Below are 18,228 nucleotides of genomic sequence, written 5' to 3' on the forward strand. Positions count from 1 at the left end.
AGGAGGAGATAAAATGACAAGAACATTACAAATCATTGGTCTGCTGTGTATACTATTTATTGTCAGTGCTTGTCAAGCTGATACAGAGCAGGAAGTAAATAATAATGCTGATGAGAATCAAGAGACGACAGAAGAGAATGAATCAGATACCGGCACTTCCGCTGATAATAATACAGACACCTCCTATGAATATGAAGAGCAGGAAGTCATTGGCGGACAGATTGATGAGGGAGACTATGATGTGGTTGTCGAAACAGATAATAAAGGAACGCGTGTAATGTTTTATGAAATCGATGGAGAGAAATACTATAAAACCATCTTTGTCAAAGACGATAACCGCTTAAAAATCATTGATATTCAAAATGATAATGGTCTGATCTATAATGAAACCATATAAAAAATGTGCAAGCGTCTCCCATCTGCGCTTGCACATTTTTACTATTTTAAGAAATCGAAACCCCTTTTGTATCAATCTCTAAAACCTTTACTTGATACCCTTCAAGTTGTTTTGCCATCGTTTCTTTCACTGTTTCACCATTTCCTTTTGCTACAAAAGAAAGCATGGTTGGTCCGGCGCCGCTTAAAGCTGTACCAAATGCTCCAAGCTCTTTCGCTTTTTCACGAATAGCATCAAAATTAGGTATGAGTGTTTTACGAAAAGGCTCGTGAAATAAATCGTTCTCGAGCATTTTCCCAAACAATGGATAATCCTTGGAATAGAGTGCAGCAACAACCAGGTTGCTCATTGCACTAGCTCTTGCTGCATAGTTACGTTCATATGTATCTGGCAGACAATCTCTGGCAACTTCTGTTTTCAGCTCTACTTCTGGTATATACGCAATTAAATCTAATTCAATATCATGAAGCCGGACAGAAGGAATATCATTATCGAGCATAGTAGAAATCGTTAATCCTCCAAATAAAGCCGGGGCAATATTATCAGGATGCCCTTCGATTTCTGTCCCAAATGCTAATTTCTGTTCATTTGTTAACTGCAGGTTTCCCAGCTGATTAGCCAGTTCAATTCCTGCAACAATCGCAGAAGCACTGCTGCCCAAACCTCTGGCCAGCGGTATTTCACTGACCTCCTGCACCTTGCAGGGAGGCAAGGCAGTCCCGTATCGTGCAGCTACCTGCTCTGTAATGTTCCAAATAAAATGATTTTCTTGGGGTTTTTCAGAGCCGTGTGCGAAAAATGCATGATGATCAGAAGTTTCTACGTCCAAATGAATATACAGACCTAATGCAAGGCCCATGGAATCAAAACCAGGGCCAAGATTAGCACTGCTTGCTGGTACAGAGATGCGAAACGGCATCATGACGTAATCATCTTCTCTAAATATTCAAGGATAGCCGTTTCGTCATTTGGCAGGGATACAGGGTCGATGGTCAGCTGGTCAATAGCTGTTTGCGGATCTTTTAAGCCATTGCCTGTCAATACAGCTACAACCTTGCTTCCCTGTGGAATTTTACCTGCTTTTACCTGTTGGATAACGCCAGCAATGGAAGCCGCTGAGCCCGGTTCTGCAAATACACCTTCTTTACGCGGAAGAAGCTTAAATGCAGATACAATTTCATCATCTGTGACAGAACCAATCATTCCGCCTGATTCTTCTCTTGCCTGAACTGCTAAATCCCAGCTCGCCGGGTTACCAATTCGAATGGCTGTTGCTACCGTTTCCGGATCTTCAACTACTTCATCTCTGACAATAGCTGCTGCACCTTCAGCTTCAAAACCAAACATTTTTGGAAGGGCTGTACCTTTGGATGCATTAAATTCTTTAAAACCTTTCCAGTAGGCACTGATATTTCCAGCGTTGCCGACCGGGATTGCTAAGATGTCAGGAGCTTCTCCAAGCTGCTCACAAACTTCAAAGGCTGCTGTTTTTTGTCCTTCCAAACGATATGGATTCACAGAGTTTACTAGAGTAATAGGCGATTTCTCGCTGATTTTACGAACCAGCTGCAGCGCTTGGTCAAAATTGCCTTCAATTTCTACGATTTCTGCTCCATACATGACAGCCTGAGCCAGCTTTCCAAGCGCAATCTTTCCTTTAGGGATAACGATAATCGCCCGCAGACCTGCACGAGCGGCATAAGCTGCTGCCGATGCAGAGGTATTTCCGGTAGAAGCACAAATAACAGAGTTACTGCCTTCTTCTATGGCTTTGGCAACAGCCATGACCATGCCGCGGTCTTTGAATGAGCCGGTCGGGTTTAAGCCTTCAAACTTCCCGTATAATTCAATTCCCAATTCCTTTGACAGATTTGGAAAATGATAAAGTGGTGTATTTCCTTCTGATAATGATAAAGCGGGTGTTTTATCTGTGACAGGAAGTAAGTCACGATATTCTTCAATTAACCCTTTCCAAGCCATCTTACGCATCTCCTTCTACTTTGTAATAGCTTTTTATCTCGTTTACTGCATCAAATGATTTTAATTGATTCAGTACTTCTTCAAAATGAGAGTATGGTGTATCATGTGTAACCAGCACAATCTCTGCAGAATCTTTTTCATCCACAGGTGTCTGTAAAATACGCTGGAAGCTGATATCCTGTTCATGGAAAATCGATGAGATTTCTGAGAATACCCCCGTTTTGTCCTCCACGCATAGGCGCACATAATATTGACCATGCTGTTTCTCTTTTGGACGCAATGTTTTTGGAAACTGCATGTCATTTAACTGCTTTCCTGACACGCCTAAACGCATCGCTTTGATAGCTGCGATAACATCGGAAAGAATAGCAGTCGCTGTCGGGAGGCTGCCGGCGCCCGGGCCATAGAACATGGTCTCCCCAACTGCTTCACCATACACGTATACTGCATTATATTCATTTTTAACGCTTGCCAGCGGATGATTTTTCGCCAGCAGGGTAGGTTCGACACTTACTTCTAATTCATGGTCGAAAAAGTTTGCAAATCCGATAAGCTTCATAGTATATCCCAACTGTGCAGCATAACGAAGATCTTTTAATTCAATGCCATGGATACCTTCTACCTCCACGTCCTGCAAATCAACAGGTGTAGAGAATGCCAGCCGGCCAAGGATAGCCATTTTTCGGGCTGCATCTAAGCCTTCTACATCAGATGTCGGATCTGCTTCAGCAAAACCGAGCTGCTGTGCATCTGCAAGTGCATCCTCATAGCTTACGCCTTCTTCGTCCATTTTTGTCAGGATATAGTTTGTTGTTCCATTGACAATCCCCATAATTTTTTGAATATGATCAGAGGATAAACCCTCGTTAATTCCGCGAAGGATAGGAATGCCACCGGCAACACTGGCTTCATAATAAAAATCACAATTATTTTTTACTGCAGCCGCCTGTAACTCAGGACCATGAACAGCCACTAAGTCTTTGTTAGCTGAAACAACATGTTTTTTATTGGAAAAGGCCTTTAAAATATATTCCTTTGTATGATCAATACCGCCCATTACTTCAATAACAAGATCGATATTCGGGTTTTCCAGAACATCATCGGGGTTGGTTGTTAAAAGGCTTTGATCCACATCAATATTCCGAGCCTTTTCGATATTACGCACAAGTACTTTATCCACTTCGACTTTACAGCCTAATTGATGGGCTAATTTTTCCTGATGATCTTCAATCAAGTGAATAACTCCTGATCCAACGACACCAAGACCTAATAAACCTACTGAAACCTTCTCTTCCATCTTACCACCTCTACGCTTCCTATTGTATATTGAATTTATTTAAACATGAAAAAGAGAGTAAGGCAATAGCGAATTTTTAGAAAAGATAAGCGTTTATATATGTAACCGTTTTCTTAAAGCGGAATAATCAGCGATTTAAAAAATCGTCACATTTTAGAATGGTTTTAACGGAATGAATCCAGCGGCTGTGCCATTTTTGCTATTTTTTCATATAAATAGATAAAAAGGGGATGAGAACTGTGCGAATTTATCATCTCGGAGCATTATTTATTATTTTCTTAAGCCTGGGTGTAAGTATTGGCTATAGTATCGGGAAAACAGAGATTTTTGCGCTGGCTGGGTTTATTTTAGGAGTGTTTCCTATTGTGATATACAGACGAACTATTATAAAGAAGGAAAAGAGCTCATGTGGTGAGAAAGATAAACAAACGTATTCCTGAGGCAGCTGTTGTTTTCCGTTAAAAATATAGCGTGTGGGCAGAAAGGAACCCCTCTGAAAACTGAAAAAAAGAAGCTTTCAGAGGGGTTCATATATAACAGCAAAGCTTTACAAAGGAAGAAACTATTCAGATTCAGCTGTAACCTGCGGACGTTTATATCCCTTTAGGGCAATCAAAGCAGTAAACAGACCTAATAAAACGATTGCTCCGCCGACATAGGCATTCTTATCTACACTGGCCTGTTCAATGACGATGCTTCCAACAAAGGATCCGACTGCAATACCCAGATGCAAAGCAGAGTTATTTAGGCTGACCAGGATGCTCGAATTTTGTGGAGAGGTCTCAATCAAATAGCTTTGAACCGGTGGAGAGACTGCCCAGCTGAGCATTCCCCATAGAATAAGCACGACAAGGAATAATACCACATGGAATGATGAAGCAGGGATAATTATAATCGTAGCTACAAATAAACCAATGGCAGCAAGAATGGTTCGTTTTGGTCCAAATAAATCGGATAATGTGCCGCCTGTACCACCGCCGCTGACAGCAGAAATACCAAAAATCAGATAAATGGCGCTTAACCAGATGCCGTCCAATTCCATAAAATCCTTTACAAATGGATTCAAGTAGCCGTATAACGCAGTATGCCCAGCTAACACAAAGAACGTAGTCAGCAGGATAAAAAGAATTTTTGGGTTGCGAATCATTTTTAGCTGTGTTGTTATCGGCAAGGGCTTTTCCGAAGAAGGAACACGCTGCATAAACAAATAAACACATATAATAGAAGCAACTGTTAAGAGAGCAATAAGTACAAACGGCGCCCGCCAGCCAAATGATTCACCGAGTATTAAACCAAATGGAATTCCGAAAACCAGAGATCCGCTTACTCCCATACTTACGGTGCCGATAGCCCGACCGCGGTAAGCAGGCTTCACAATCGAGGACGCCATCATTGTACAAAGTACAATTAATAAGGAAGCACTTGCTGCGGAAATAACTCTGCTAATAAAAATCATCGTATAGTTCAAACTAAAAACAGCTAGTATATTTCCCAGCAAAAAGATGAATAAAGAAATAATCGTCAGCTTTTTCCGTTCCACAGAAGCTGTTAAATAAAGTAAAATAGGAGAGGAAACAGCAAAAACCAGAGAGAAAATCGTAATCAAAAGTCCTGCCTTTCCTAAGGATACATCTAAGTCTGTTGCGACTAAATCGAGAATGCCGCCAATAATTAATTCAACCATTCCGACAACGAATGAAATGGTCATTAACAAATACACACCTTTATTCATAAAACAACACGCCTTATCTATAATTATCTTGGATTAGTTATGATTGTCTAAACAAACGCTTTCAGCATCTATACTTATTGCGAAGAAAAGCAAAAACTCCCACGGAATGAATTTTCGTTTTACAAAACACTATTTATTATCATAGCTTAAAAGGAACAGATAGCACAAGAATTTTATGTGAAAATTAATGAGAATTCAACACTTTTAAGGAAAAAAAGAAACTTGTTTGTTATACTGGTATTAACCGCATGAAATAAGGAGGAGTTTTGGGTGAGCAGCAAAGCAACATTAGAAAAAGATGCAATGAAGGTTTTAAAACAGACGAGCAGAACATTTTATATCCCCATTAAACTGTTGAACAAAACGTTACGGAAAACAGTTGGTTCAGCTTACCTCTGCATGCGCGCTGTGGATGAGATAGAAGATCACGAGGAAATGGATGCAGAAGTAAAGCAGCACTTATTAATGGAGACAAGCCGTTTGTTGAAGGAACCTGTGTTTCCGCGTGGAGCTTATGAGCAGTTGGTAGCTCCTCATGAAAAGGAACTTCCAGAGGTGACATTGCGCCTGCCGGACTGGATTGATTTTTGCCCCGATGATATCGAGCAGAAAGTAAAAGATTCAACCAGTGAAATGGCAGAGGGGATGGCCAAGTGGACAAGGAAAGAATGGAATGTACAGACAAAAGAAGATTTAGATGAATATACATATTATGTAGCCGGTCTTGTCGGCGTAATGCTGTCTGATATATGGAATTGGTATGATGGGACCGAAACAGATCGTGACTTGGCTATTGGCTACGGTCGTGGATTACAAGCTGTGAATATATTACGGAATGTGGACGAGGACGCAGAACGAGGAGTCGGATTCTTTCCGGATGACTGGTCCAAAAAAGAAATGTTTGCTTACGCTGAAGCGAATTTGCAAAAAGCAGATCAATATATGACGCAAATTACTACGAAAAATATCCTGCTTTTCTGCCGTATTCCACTGGCACTTGCGCATAAAACACTAAATGCTCTGAAAACCGGGAAAGAAAAAATGTCCAGAGATGAAGTGGAAGAAACCGTTGATAAAATTATTAATTCGTAAGACTTGAAAAAATAAATAAAAATTATCAGAAGAGAATCTCGCTATATTCCGCGAGATTTTTTTATTTTGGGGACTGAGAAGGGTTTAATAATGTTTAATAAGGGAAATACTTCTATATTCAAAGTAATTCGCTGAATAGGTCTTTAAAATGCGGGTTGTGTTGTAGGCAGCACGTAACTATAATAGAAAGATATGTGCTAATAAAACACGTGAGAGGATAAAAGCGTGTCAAGGATTTTACGGAAAAGCTGCTTTTATCCCCAGGTCTATCCATGATATATAAATGTAAGGATAGGCGCTTACACAAAACAGGAGGTAAAATGTGAAGTCAGGAAAAGGAAAAGGTTTAGATTGGCCAGTTTTTTATATCAGTGGAGGATTTTTAGTAGTATTTATTATCCTGTCGCTGATCAACAGTGATATGGTGGATAATGCAGTAAATACCCTATTTAATTTGTCTGCTGATTGGTTTGGAGCTTATTGGCAAATACTCTTATTCCTTAATTTCGCTATCGGTTTAGGATTGGCGATATCAAAGTATGGAAAAGTAAGATTAGGAAAACAGGATAAACCTAAATACAGCTATTTTGGCTGGGTTAGTATGATATTAGTTACCTTGCTGGCTGCAGGCGGTGTCTTCTGGGCAGCTGCCGAGCCAATGTATCATTATATGGATACCCCGCCGCTTTTTGGCGGAGGACAATTTAACTTTATTGAAGGGGCATTTGCTCAAGCATTTATGCATTGGGGATTCCTTGCATGGGCAATTCTTGGTACCTTAGCTGTTATCGTTATGATGTATGTCCATTATCAAAAAGGCTATCCATTAAAGCCGCGTGGATTATTATATCCTATTTTTGGAGAGAAGATTTTTGAAAAAAGTGTTATCGGTACGGCTGCAGATGTCGTATCTATTATTGCAACAGCAGCAGGAACATTGGGCCCGCTCGGGTTCTTGGGGCTGCAGATTTCTTATGGTTTAAATCATTTATTTGATGTTCCGAACACATTGACAATGAGCATTGTAGTAGTGGTCGCTCTGGTTGCGGTAGCAGCAATTTCGGCAGCGACTGGAGTAGATAGAGGAATTTATCATTTAAGTAACTGGAATGTCCAATTTACCATTCTTCTTGGCGTTATTGTTCTTATTATTGGACCTACTGCATTTATAATTGATGGATTTGTCGGCGGAACGGGTGTGCATATTCAAAATATGTTCGAGATGATGTTCTACCGAGGAGACGGCGAATGGCTGTCAGGCTGGACACTCTTTTTCTGGGCATGGTTTATTGGCTATGCGCCAATGCTTATTGTCTTTATCAGCCGGATTTCCAGAGGAAGAACGATTCGGGAGCTGGTTATTGCAGTATCAGTGGCAGCCCCGCTTGTAACGAATTTCTGGTTCTCCATTGTTGGCGGAACAGGTATTTTCTTTGAAATGCAGGATGAAGGTTCTGTTTCTACTGCATTAGCAGAGGGCGGTATGCCGGCAGCTGTGATGGCAATTACCGATCAGCTTCCGCTTGGCACCGTAATGGGCGTTGCATTCTTGCTGGTATCGATTGTATTTGTTGCTACAACAGCCGATACCATGTCTTATACCGTTGCAGCTACACTATCGGGCCATGATAATCCGAAGCGCTGGTTACGGGTATGCTGGGCTGTGCTTTTTGGAGCATTTACAGCAGCTATTCTTTCCATTGGGGAAGACAGTATTACATCGATTCAAAACTCGATTGTTATATCTGCTGTGCCGGTATCGTTACTGATACTGCCGCCTCTTTGGAACGCGCCGAAAATTGCAAAGAAAATGGCGCTGGAGCAAGGGCTGATCTGGCAGCGTGAAATGCGTAAAAAAGAAGATAAAAAATATAAATAAAGAAATGAAAAAAATGGACAGCGAAGGCAATGCTCTTCTGCTGTCCATTTTTTTCATTATATACGGATGTTATCATCCTTACATACATTGGAAGGATTCAATGCTATTTAAGTCCATCCCAAAGTAAACCCAGCGGAACCCGTTCCAGCGAAATCCGGCAATCGAGTTTCTTCCTAAGAACGTCGGGAAGGCCCAAAATCCTCTGCCATGATTTGGCCAAATATAGGTGAAGCGGAACATGCAATGTCTGATACCGCCAGGGTCGACTGCGAATGTCTGCACCTGTTGTTTTTGCGGCACAAAATTAGGCGGCGGACCCATCGGAGGCTGGCTGTTCATCCCGCCCATTCCTGCCGGTGCAGGCTGCTGCCCTTGAGGTCCTTCATTTCCTCCGTTCTCAGGGAAATTTGGGAAGGATGGAGCTGGCGGCCAATTAGGAAAGGCCCCTCCATTCCCATTGTTATTTGGAGGTTCAGGGAACATATCTATCATTTGTTCCATCATCCCCTCAGGGAAATTTGCTCCATTTCCATTTGGTGCACCAGGAAAAAAGCCGCCGATTCGCTCCGGCGATGAATGATGCTCCTGCTCATATGGAGGCACCATATGGTTCGCAGGCTGCTGCTGTTCATATGGAGCCGCCATAGGATTAGCAGGCTGCTGATGATCGTATTGAGGCGGCATAGAATTAGCAGAATACGGTTCTGCCTGATAGCCGCCCTCTCCGCCAGATTTTCCGTCCGGTCTGCCGGTAAAAGCTCCATTGGAATAGTCATGCTGCGGCGCTGGCTGAAAATAATTATTTAACATCTGTCCGGGCAGGTTATTTTGTCTGTTTTCCTGCCCGTTTGGATGCTGTGGTTGAAAATGATTCATAATTTTCCTCCTCTATTAGGCTGATGTTCCCTAATAGCATATGAGGTATCTGCGTTATTTGCGCTTCATTATAGGCAGAATGGGCGCCATTAGCAGATAATAAAAATGGAGGGTGCCCGTTATAACTTATCTGCAGCTTCCTTAATATCATCGGCCTCTGTAACAGCAGTAATAAAGGAAACACCGTCAGCACCTGCTTCTATGGCAGAAGGGGCATTTTCTGTCTGAATGCCTCCAATTGCCACGATTGGTATATCTGGAAATTGAGCGCGGATGGTATGAATCCACTCCAGTCCGACCGTTTGTTTTGAATCCTCTTTTGTAGACGTTGTAAAAATAGGACCGACACCAATATAATCCACCAGCTCAAGCGGACTCCGATCCAGTTCCTCCTGTGTGGAGATGGATAAGCCAATGATTTTATCTGAAAACCTGGTGCGAACTTCTTTGACAGGCATATCATCCTGTCCGACATGTATCCCATCCACCTCCAATTCCTCCGCAAGCTCAATATCGTCATTAATAAAGAATGGAACATCATGTGCGCGGCAACGTTCTCTAAGCTCCCTGCCAAGCTGAAGCTTTTTCTCTCCGCTCAATGATCCAGTCCCTTTTTCACGAAATTGAAATGCGGTAATACCGGCAGCAAGCGCTTCTTCTAAAACAGCGTTAGGGTCTCTATGACAGTTTTGACTTCCCATAATAAAATATTTTCTTAATAGCTCTCGATTAAAAATCATCTTCCAATCCTCCATTTAACTGCTTCGGTGTAAAGGATAAGGCATCAATAAAGCTTGGTAAAAAAGTTCCCGGACCATGTACATGCGGCAGTTTTGCTGCATGTTCAGCCGCCAGTCCGTAAAAGCTTAGTGCGGAGCTGAGCTGCTCTGAGACGGTGTAAGAAGTCGTCAGGCACGCGGCAGCAATAGACCCTAATAAGCACCCGGAACCAGTAATATTAGAAAGAAGCGGATGCCCTGTTTGATTATAAATTAGTTTTTGATCAGCATGGATAACGTCTGTTTTTCCAGTTATCACAATTGCAGTATCATATTTTCTGCCTGCTTGCTCTGCAATTTCATCTACATTTCCTTCGCCGACAGAATCTACTCCGCGTGATTGGATGTTTGCATCGACCAAGGAAGCAATCTCACCTGCATTTCCTTTGATAACTGTTGGACGTACCTCTTGTAGAATCTTTTCGACCATGTCTTTTCGAAAAGAGCTCGCAGCCACGCCAACGGGATCCAGAACAACAGGAATTCCTTTTTCATTAGCGGCTTTGCCTGCAGTAATCATTGCATCGGCTTCGCTTTCTAAAATGGTGCCGATGTTCAAGACAAGTGCATCGGAGGCCTTGGCCATATCTGTAGCTTCCCGTATTTCCTTTGCCATGACAGGACTGCCCCCAAAAGCCAGCAGTCCATTTGCATTAAAGTTCATGACGACCTGGTTGGTTAAATGATGAATAAGCGGTGTGTTGTTTCTGGCTTGCTGAATAATATCAGGATTCATGCGTAATCTTCCTTTCTGTGGTTTCCCGGATAGCCCAATGATTTGTCGGGCCGTTCCCTTTTCCAAGGTCAAAGGATTTCGAAATGGAAGCAGTCACAAATGCTTTTGCTTTTTTTACTGCTTCCGGAAGCGGACAGCCTTTCCCCAAATAAGCAGCAATCGCAGCGGCATAGGTACAGCCTGTTCCGTGCGTATTCTTCGTATCAATGCGTTCTGCAGCATAGCTATGCATTTTTTTCCCGTCATAAAGAAAATCGATTGCTTGTCCTTTTAAATGGCCGCCTTTTATTAAGGCTGCATCTACACCATATTCATGAACAAGGTATTCGGCTGCGCCTTTCATATCATCTTCAGTTGTAATGGATCGTCCAGTCAGGAATTCTGCCTCCGGAATATTCGGTGTTGCAACCGTTGTTAATGGAAGAAGGTATTGCCGTAAAAAGCTGCGGCCCTCTTCATCAATCAATGAGTCCCCGCTGGTAGCCACCATCACTGGGTCCATGACATAAGGTGCATCAACCTTCTCCAATTTTTTTACGATTAATTCCATCATCTGCTTACTTGCAATCATTCCTGTTTTCACAGCATGGATGGGCATATCTTCTATCACTGCATCCAGCTGGTCCTCAATCATGGAAAGAGGCATATGCTCTACAGAGCGGACCCCTGTCGTATTTTGAGCTACAACGGAAGTGATCACGGACATGCCATAGGTTTTTAACTCCTGAAATGTTTTTAAATCTGCTTGAATACCGGCGCCACCGCTAGGGTCTGTACCGGCAATAGTTAATGCACAACGAACCTGACTCATAATAAAAATCCTCCTTGGATAGAATAAAGTAAATTATTTTGTTAAAGAAAACTGCTGTGCCGGGAGACGGCTGACTAACAGCCAGCCAATCAATGCACCAGAGACACTGCTTACAACAAATGCCGGGATAAAGGCAAATGCTCCCGCAGAGCTTCCCATAAGCAGATTGGCTATCGGAACTGCAAAGAAAGAGCCGATAATTCCGGTGCCAATAATTTCTCCAAGAGCTGCCATTGGATATTTCTGCGTTTTCTTATACAATACCCCAGCAGCAAAAGCTCCAATCATTGCTCCAGGAAAAGCAACCAAGGTTCCCAGTCCTAAAAGGTTTCGGAGCAGGCTAATCATCAATGCGACAATAACTGCCGGACCCGGCCCGAGCATAATCCCGGCAATAACATTGATAGCGTGTTGAACAGGATAGGCTCTGGCAACTCCGGCAGGAAACCAGAGCAATTGTGATCCAATCGTTCCGATAGCAACAAGTACAGCCATCATTGTTAACAGGCGTGTGCGATTTTTCAATCCAATCATCTCCTTCTAATTTAAGGGAAATGAAAAGGTAACTACTTTGTAAAAATAAAAAATCAGGCTTTATCGAGAAGCCTGATTTGGTATACTGAGAGTAATCATATGTTGATTGACTACTTCCCTACGCTGGTATTAGCCAGATCAGGTTTGTAAGAGTCGGAAAGTAAGCATGCTTCCCTCTCAGCCCGCGATGTTGGGCTCCCCTAGTAGTTGCTTTTCATTATTATCTTTGAGTCTACTGTATCAAAGATTCAACGGTTTGTCATGAAATAATCATTAGACTGCAAGCTCATATAAAGGATGTTATCAATAGAAAGAGGAATGAAACATGTTAAGCATAAACGGAATGGAATATCGTCAGGGAGACCAGACCTTATTTCCGAAAATAGATATAGAAGTAAAACCTGGAGAAATAAAGGCAATTCAATCCACTGTTAATATACGTGCGGTGTTGCTGCAGATGATTATCGGAAAAGAAAATGTGCGGAATGGATCGATTCAAATCAAGCAACAGACATTACAGGAGGATAAGCAGAAATACGTTTCTTCTTTAGGGATTTGCTGGTATGAAGAGGGCATTTATGAAAGATTGAAGGTACAGGAATATTTGAAATTTATCGGCTCTTTATATCAAAGCAAGACTTCCATAAAGGAAGTACTATTGCAAATCCAACTGGAGGAAAAAGCGAAATGGAAGATGCATCAGCTCAATCGTTCTGAAAAGCGTCGTGTTCAGTTTGGCAGAATATTAATGCAGGAGGCGGAAGTGGTTATCTTCGAAGAGCCTGAGGTCAATGTAGATTTAGAAACGAAACGGGTCCTCCATCAATTTGTCGAATTGCTGCAGAAACAGCAAAAAGCGGTATTGATTTTAACGACAAGTACGGAGAGTGCTGTGACCATTTCGGATACGGTCTATCGTCTAAATGAGCAAGGGATACAGCAAATGGACGTGGAAACAGAGGAGAAAGAACGTTTAACCTCCACAGAAACAAATGTTAAAGAAACAGCAGAAGAAGCGGTTCAAATAAAGCAAACTTTCCAGTTAAATAAAATCTCCGCAAAAGTAGAGGATAAGATTATTTTATTTGATCCGCAGGAGATTGATTACATCGAAAGTCAGGAAGGACAATCCTATCTGTATACTCGCGGAGAGGGGTTTCCTACAGGTTTTACCTTAAAAGAATTGGAACAGCGCTTGTCTCATCAAGGATTCTTTCGCTGTCACCGTTCTTATATTGTGAATCTTCAAAAAATAAGAGAAGTAATTACATGGACGAGAAACAGCTACAGCTTATCTCTTGTAGATAAAAAAAGCTCTGAGGTTCCATTATCGAAATCAAAGTTGAACGAGCTGAAAGAATTATTGGGGGTAGAATAAGCATAATTCAATGTGATATATACTCCATTCGTCGAAAATATACTGCACCATTGTTGAAAAGAAGCTATTCTGTAGTCACAGGCAACTTAACTGATACAGGAGGTTTCAGGGATGGAGAATATGATTGAAGTGATATCTTTAGAGAAGATTTTTGGTAAAAAGCAAGCATTAAACAATGTTTCTTTTCAAGTGAAAAAGGGTGAAACATTTGGGTTTTTAGGTCCGAGCGGCTCTGGGAAAACAACAACTATAAAAATTTTAACTGGACAAATGAGGCCGACAGCAGGGACAGCGAAGGTCTTTGGAGAACCTGTTTCCAAATTAAATACACCGGAATATCGAAAACGCTTTGGGGTTGTGACGGATAATAGCGGTTTATACGCACGGCTGACTATTTATGATAACTTAAAGCTTTATGCAGATTTATATGGTACATCTTTACAGCGGATCGATGAGGCGCTGGAAGCAGTTAATTTAGGTTCGGAGAAAAAAACACAGGTTGCTAAGCTGTCTAAAGGAATGACACAGCGCGTATTATTGGCAAGAACACTTTTGCATAAGCCTGAGTTGTTATTTTTAGATGAGCCGACATCGGCATTGGATCCTGCGAATTCAAAACATATTCATAACGGTTTAAAAGAACTGAATCGACAGGGAACGACTATTTTTCTGACCACGCATGATATGGAGGAAGCAGATCATCTATGCAGCCAGGTAGCCTTTTTAAATAAAGGGGTTGTCCAGCTTTTAGACGAACCAAAACAGCTAAAAAAACAGTATCGGGAAGAGGTAATTGGACTCGAACTGAAAGATGGGCGAGAATTGGAGCTTCCACTTCAATCATCTAGTGCTGAGGAAATTCAACAATATATTTCCCGGGAAATGGTGGAGCGGATTTATACAAAAGAACCAACATTAGGAGATATCTTTGTTGAAGTAACAGGGAGGGAACTGGTATGACATTTTCTGTAAAACGATTTATGGCCATTTTTCAAAAGGATTTAAAAGATTTATATCGAAATATGTATGTTTCGTCTACTGCATTGATGCCGCTTATCTTTGCCGTCATATATGGTCGAATGGATAATGTAACGATAGAGATGCATTTGTTTGTCATCAGCATGTCGCTTGCTTTAGTTGGTACTTTCCTGCAGTGTGCGATGATAGCAGAAGAAAAAGAGAAAAACACGTTACGCGGTCTGATGCTTTCCCCGGCAACATTGACCGAAATATTGTCGGGAAAAAGTGCAGTAACGATTTTGATTACCGTGATTGTAACGGGTATCAGTATGTTTATTATGGATTTTTCTTTCTCCGGCAGAATCGGTTTAATGGCTGGAATTGTTCTGTCCTTGATTTTCTTTATTGCATTAGGTACATGGATGGGCTTAATTACTAGAAGTGTGTTAGAAGCATCTGTATATATCCTGCCTGTAATGTTTATATTTGGGATGGGAAATATGTTTATTATGTTTGCGGAGCAATATGCTTTCTTACAAATATTAGAATATACACCAGGACTCCAGCTGCAGGAAATTGTAGAGTTGGAAGATGCAGGAGCTGGGTTTGGAGAGCTGTGGAAGCCATTTGCCATTATTGGAGCATGGGCTGCGGCGATGGTAGTGTTGGCTGCCGTTACATTTAAGAAGCGAATGATGGATTAACCGGGTTATGAAAGATGAAGTAAATACGTTTTATTAAGAATAAAGTCATTTGAAGAGCGAGAGGAGCTTCATTAATGGCTTTTTCTTTTTATGATTGAAAAAAGCCTCCAAACTCCGGACCTTAAAGGAAGGCAGGAGTTTGGAGGCTTAGCAGCTTCTTACTTATACAATTGCCCGAATAAAATCATCATTCGCTTTTACTTCTACATCATCCGTTACAATAAGGTCTGTGAACTTATCTGTATTCGTGACAATAACTGGGGTTGTTACATCAAATCCTGCTTCTTTGATTTTTTCAATATCAAACCGGATCAGTGGATCCCCTTGTTTCACAGTGTCTCCTTGCTTTACCAGCGCTTCAAAGTGTTTTCCTTCTAGCTGTACCGTGTCTAAACCAACATGAATCAAGATTTCAGCCTGATGTTCCGATGTGATTCCAACAGCATGATGGGTTGGGAAAATAGCGGAAATCTCGCCACTCACTGGTGCCACAACTTCACCGACTGTCGGCTCGATAGCAGCTCCTTTTCCCATTGCTTCAGAGGAGAAGGCTGGATCGTTTACGTCGCTTAAAGGCTTGACGATACCTGTTAATGGACTTCTGATGGCTTCTTGTTCGATTAATTGTTCTTTTTTCTGTGCTGGCTCTGATTCTGCTGCCTTTGCAGGTGTATTCTGTTCTTTTTCGTTGCCAGCGGCTTTTTTGTCCGTTACTTCAAAACCGAAAACTAATGTTAATATCAAGCCAATTGCAAATGCTATTAATACTCCTATTAGGTAGGTTCCGATAGGAGAGAATGCCGGTATAGATAAGAAACTAGGGAAAGCAAATGCAAGTGCTTCAGATCCTAGCATACCATTAACTGCACCGCCAATGATACCGCCGGCAAGCAGATAGATAATCGTCTTGCGATAACGCAGGATAAGTCCGTAAAGAATTGGCTCTGTGACGCCGCCAAGGGCACCTGGTAACATCGTAGAACCAGCTAATGCTTTTAATTTTCTATCCTTTGCCCGGATTAGGATTCCGAGTGCTACACCAATTTGCGCGAACACTGCAGTTGCAAACATCGGTGTCAGCGGATCGCCGCCAGTTGCAAGGTTTTGAATGGAGATTGGAACAATTCCCCAGTGTAAACCAAACAATGTCAAGAAGGACCAGCCTCCGCCTAACACAGCACCCGTTAATAATCCGCTTCTTTCAATAAGAAATTCGATGCCTGCTCCAATACCATCTCCTACATATGTTCCAAATGGTCCGAAAATCAGCACAGCTAACGGGAAAGCAATCAGCAGCGATAGCATAGGGACCAAAAACATTTGTAAATCTTTATGAATAATCTTTCTTAGGCCTTTATCGAGTAAAGCATAAATTAAAATGGCAATAAAGATAGGGAATACCGTAGAAGAATAGTCTACTACAATAGCGGGTATTCCTAAAAAGGATGCGTTCGTATCAATTAGACCGGTTAGGTTTGGTTCTAATAAGGCCGCTCCGATTGACGCACCTACAAACGGATTTGCTCCCAATCGATTAGATAATGTATAACCTATAAATACTGGCAGGAAATAAAATATAGCGTTACCGGCAGCTGATAAAATCAAATAGGTGCTGCTTTCTTCACTGAGCACTCCAGTCATCGTTAGTACGATTAACAGCGCCTTCAACATACCTGCGCCGGCAAGTGCTCCTAATAAAGGAGAAAATGTTCCTGATATCACATCAAAAACCTGTGCTACCCAATTCGCTTTTTCGCCGCTGTCATTATTATCATCCTGCTTGTTTTCCACATTGGTATTTTTTGCAACTTCTTTATATACCTCGGATACATGCGGACCGATAACGACTTGGTATTGTCCGCCGCTCTGGACAACGCTGAGTATTCCGTCCATTTCCTCAAGTACCTGCTTGTTTGCTTTCTTGTTATCTCTGAGTTGAAATCTTAATCGTGTGGCACAGTGGACGACATTTTTAATATTCTTATCGCCGCCGACGTTTTCCACGATGTCTTTTGCCAGTTTTTCGTAACCCATTTGTATTCCTCCTTGTATATTTTAGAATGTAACGTTCGTTAAAAAGCTGCGTAAATCTTATATAGTTTGGACGTCTTCCCCTGCTTCTATGTGAAAGGTAAGCTATATCCAATAAAAAAACCTGACAAAATAAAGTACACGAATCGTGCTTTATCTTGTCAGGTTATGCCCTCTAAAGGTTACATTCCTTTAAATCATGTATGCGGTTTTAATTTTTATAACATTGACAATATATCAAAGAAGGAAAAAGAAGTCAACTGTTTGAATTGGGGAATTGTACAGGTATATTTAGGGTGCGGCAGTACGTTTTGGGAATTTTTATATAAAAGGAAGCAATTATTGTTAGAGAATAAATAAAAAGATGTATAATTTAAAATAAAAGATACATTTTGTCTTCTCAGTGCTTAGAAAGCTGTCGAAGAGAATGTAAAAATAATAAAAGCAGGTGCCTGTCATGAATATAGAAATGAGAAATGGAACGCTCGAGGATGTTGAAGGTATGATGCAAATAATTAATCGTGCAAGAAATAAACTGGCTGCATCCGGATCACCACAGTGGTCTGATGAAGATACACCGAAAGAGGAAGACATAAGGGAAGAGGTAGAAAAAGGAAATAATTATCTTTTTACGATAAATAAGCAGATTATCGGTACAGCAATCATAACGAATGAAGAAGAGCCGGCTTATTCCTCCATAAGATATGGGGATTGGGATACATCACAGGAGGATAACTATGCAACCATTCATAAATTCGCTATTAACCCTGACATTAATGGGAAGGGCTACGGGAAAATGTTTATGAAGCTGCTGCTGTTTACGTGTGAAGAAAAGGGTATCAAGGAAATCCGGATCGATACACATCCAAAAAATCGGGCAATGCAGCATGTTATTCTGTCTGCGGGGTTTAAGTTCAAGGGAATCATCCAGCTTCCTTTTGAGAATGGAGAGAGGTATGCGTACCAATTATTTTTAACGTGATATAAATCGATATTTTTATCGAGGAGAACCATCCGTAAAACTCTCCCTGAGTGAAGTTTC

18 protein-coding genes and 1 riboswitch are annotated in these 18,228 nt (G+C 41.5%); of the genes, 8 read left to right on the top strand and 10 right to left on the bottom strand.

The window, feature by feature from the left end:
* The first annotated feature begins 13 nt into the window (after nt 1-13).
* Complete coding sequence (locus MKY45_RS04475) at nt 14-397, top strand: hypothetical protein (protein WP_052484982.1); 384 nt, start codon at nt 14-16, stop codon at nt 395-397.
* A gap of 46 nt (nt 398-443) precedes the next feature.
* Here the strand turns inward: MKY45_RS04475 and thrB are convergent, their stop codons facing one another.
* Genes thrB through MKY45_RS04490 form a run of 3 tightly spaced genes read right to left on the bottom strand, consistent with a single transcriptional unit; the run spans nt 444 to nt 3,674 of the window.
* Nucleotides 444-1,319 (bottom strand): homoserine kinase, encoded by an 876-nt coding sequence (gene thrB / locus MKY45_RS04480; RefSeq protein WP_193063995.1) that lies wholly within the window; start codon nt 1,317-1,319, stop codon nt 444-446.
* Nucleotides 1,316-2,377 carry a threonine synthase gene (gene thrC / locus MKY45_RS04485; RefSeq protein ID WP_042532064.1) on the bottom strand — a complete coding sequence of 354 codons (1,062 nt, stop codon included), beginning with the start codon at nt 2,375-2,377 and terminating at the stop codon, nt 1,316-1,318. The genes thrB and thrC overlap by 4 nt, the downstream gene beginning before the upstream one ends.
* Nucleotide 2,378: 1 nt before the next feature.
* Nucleotides 2,379-3,674 carry a homoserine dehydrogenase gene (locus tag MKY45_RS04490; RefSeq protein WP_042532066.1) on the bottom strand — a complete coding sequence of 432 codons (1,296 nt, stop codon included), beginning with the start codon at nt 3,672-3,674 and terminating at the stop codon, nt 2,379-2,381.
* 239 nt (nt 3,675-3,913) lie between these two features.
* On the opposite strand from MKY45_RS04490, the gene MKY45_RS04495 reads away from it, so the two are divergent.
* The gene (locus MKY45_RS04495) at nt 3,914-4,114 is read left to right on the top strand and encodes a hypothetical protein (RefSeq protein WP_042532067.1); all 201 of its coding nucleotides are present in this window, start codon (nt 3,914-3,916) and stop codon (nt 4,112-4,114) included.
* A 122-nt stretch (nt 4,115-4,236) separates the two neighbouring features.
* Here the strand turns inward: MKY45_RS04495 and MKY45_RS04500 are convergent, their stop codons facing one another.
* On the bottom strand, nt 4,237-5,406 hold the full coding sequence (locus tag MKY45_RS04500) for an MFS transporter (protein ID WP_341172580.1): 1,170 nt from the start codon (nt 5,404-5,406) through the stop codon (nt 4,237-4,239).
* A gap of 270 nt (nt 5,407-5,676) precedes the next feature.
* On the opposite strand from MKY45_RS04500, the gene MKY45_RS04505 reads away from it, so the two are divergent.
* Nucleotides 5,677-6,498 carry a squalene/phytoene synthase family protein gene (locus MKY45_RS04505; RefSeq protein WP_042532071.1) on the top strand — a complete coding sequence of 274 codons (822 nt, stop codon included), beginning with the start codon at nt 5,677-5,679 and terminating at the stop codon, nt 6,496-6,498.
* Nucleotides 6,499-6,820: 322 nt separating this feature from the next.
* Complete coding sequence (locus MKY45_RS04510) at nt 6,821-8,377, top strand: BCCT family transporter (protein WP_042532072.1); 1,557 nt, start codon at nt 6,821-6,823, stop codon at nt 8,375-8,377.
* Between the two features lie 78 nt (nt 8,378-8,455).
* On the opposite strand, the gene MKY45_RS04515 is transcribed toward MKY45_RS04510, so the two are convergent.
* The 5 genes from MKY45_RS04515 to thiW all read right to left on the bottom strand — a co-directional run bounded on the left by MKY45_RS04515 (nt 8,456) and on the right by thiW (nt 12,077).
* Complete coding sequence (locus MKY45_RS04515) at nt 8,456-9,253, bottom strand: hypothetical protein (RefSeq protein WP_341172581.1); 798 nt, start codon at nt 9,251-9,253, stop codon at nt 8,456-8,458.
* A 119-nt stretch (nt 9,254-9,372) separates the two neighbouring features.
* Nucleotides 9,373-9,993: a thiamine phosphate synthase gene (gene thiE / locus MKY45_RS04520; RefSeq protein ID WP_256705720.1), complete on the bottom strand. Its 621-nt coding sequence runs from the start codon at nt 9,991-9,993 to the stop codon at nt 9,373-9,375.
* Nucleotides 9,983-10,768, bottom strand: coding sequence for a hydroxyethylthiazole kinase (thiM, locus tag MKY45_RS04525; RefSeq protein ID WP_042532076.1), 786 nt, complete (start codon nt 10,766-10,768; stop codon nt 9,983-9,985). The genes thiE and thiM overlap by 11 nt, the downstream gene beginning before the upstream one ends.
* Nucleotides 10,758-11,579, bottom strand: coding sequence for a bifunctional hydroxymethylpyrimidine kinase/phosphomethylpyrimidine kinase (gene thiD / locus MKY45_RS04530; RefSeq protein WP_341172582.1), 822 nt, complete (start codon nt 11,577-11,579; stop codon nt 10,758-10,760). Before thiD ends, thiM begins: the two co-directional genes overlap by 11 nt.
* Nucleotides 11,580-11,612: 33 nt before the next feature.
* Nucleotides 11,613-12,077: an energy coupling factor transporter S component ThiW gene (thiW, locus tag MKY45_RS04535; RefSeq protein ID WP_276325313.1), complete on the bottom strand. Its 465-nt coding sequence runs from the start codon at nt 12,075-12,077 to the stop codon at nt 11,613-11,615.
* A 134-nt stretch (nt 12,078-12,211) separates the two neighbouring features.
* A riboswitch (TPP riboswitch) is annotated at nt 12,212-12,325 on the bottom strand.
* Nucleotides 12,326-12,438: 113 nt separating this feature from the next.
* Here thiW and MKY45_RS04540 point away from each other — a divergent pair.
* From MKY45_RS04540 to MKY45_RS04550, 3 genes are all read left to right on the top strand, one after another.
* Nucleotides 12,439-13,491, top strand: a complete 1,053-nt coding sequence (locus MKY45_RS04540; protein WP_042532081.1) for a LytTR family transcriptional regulator DNA-binding domain-containing protein — start codon at nt 12,439-12,441, stop codon at nt 13,489-13,491.
* A 111-nt stretch (nt 13,492-13,602) separates the two neighbouring features.
* Nucleotides 13,603-14,451, top strand: a complete 849-nt coding sequence (locus MKY45_RS04545; protein ID WP_042532083.1) for an ABC transporter ATP-binding protein — start codon at nt 13,603-13,605, stop codon at nt 14,449-14,451.
* Nucleotides 14,448-15,155, top strand: a complete 708-nt coding sequence (locus MKY45_RS04550) for an ABC transporter permease (RefSeq protein WP_042532085.1) — start codon at nt 14,448-14,450, stop codon at nt 15,153-15,155. Before MKY45_RS04545 ends, MKY45_RS04550 begins: the two co-directional genes overlap by 4 nt.
* Before the next feature lie 162 nt (nt 15,156-15,317).
* On the opposite strand, the gene MKY45_RS04555 is transcribed toward MKY45_RS04550, so the two are convergent.
* Nucleotides 15,318-17,189, bottom strand: a complete 1,872-nt coding sequence (locus tag MKY45_RS04555) for a beta-glucoside-specific PTS transporter subunit IIABC (RefSeq protein ID WP_042532087.1) — start codon at nt 17,187-17,189, stop codon at nt 15,318-15,320.
* 454 nt (nt 17,190-17,643) lie between these two features.
* Between MKY45_RS04555 and MKY45_RS04560 the strand changes: the two genes are divergently transcribed.
* A complete protein-coding gene (locus MKY45_RS04560; protein ID WP_341172583.1) occupies nt 17,644-18,168 on the top strand; it encodes a GNAT family N-acetyltransferase in 525 nt (174 codons plus the stop codon).
* Nucleotides 18,169-18,228: the final 60 nt, after the last annotated feature.

This window comes from Oceanobacillus sp. FSL K6-0251, from assembly GCF_038004725.1.
Lineage (GTDB): Bacteria > Bacillota > Bacilli > Bacillales > Amphibacillaceae > Oceanobacillus > Oceanobacillus oncorhynchi.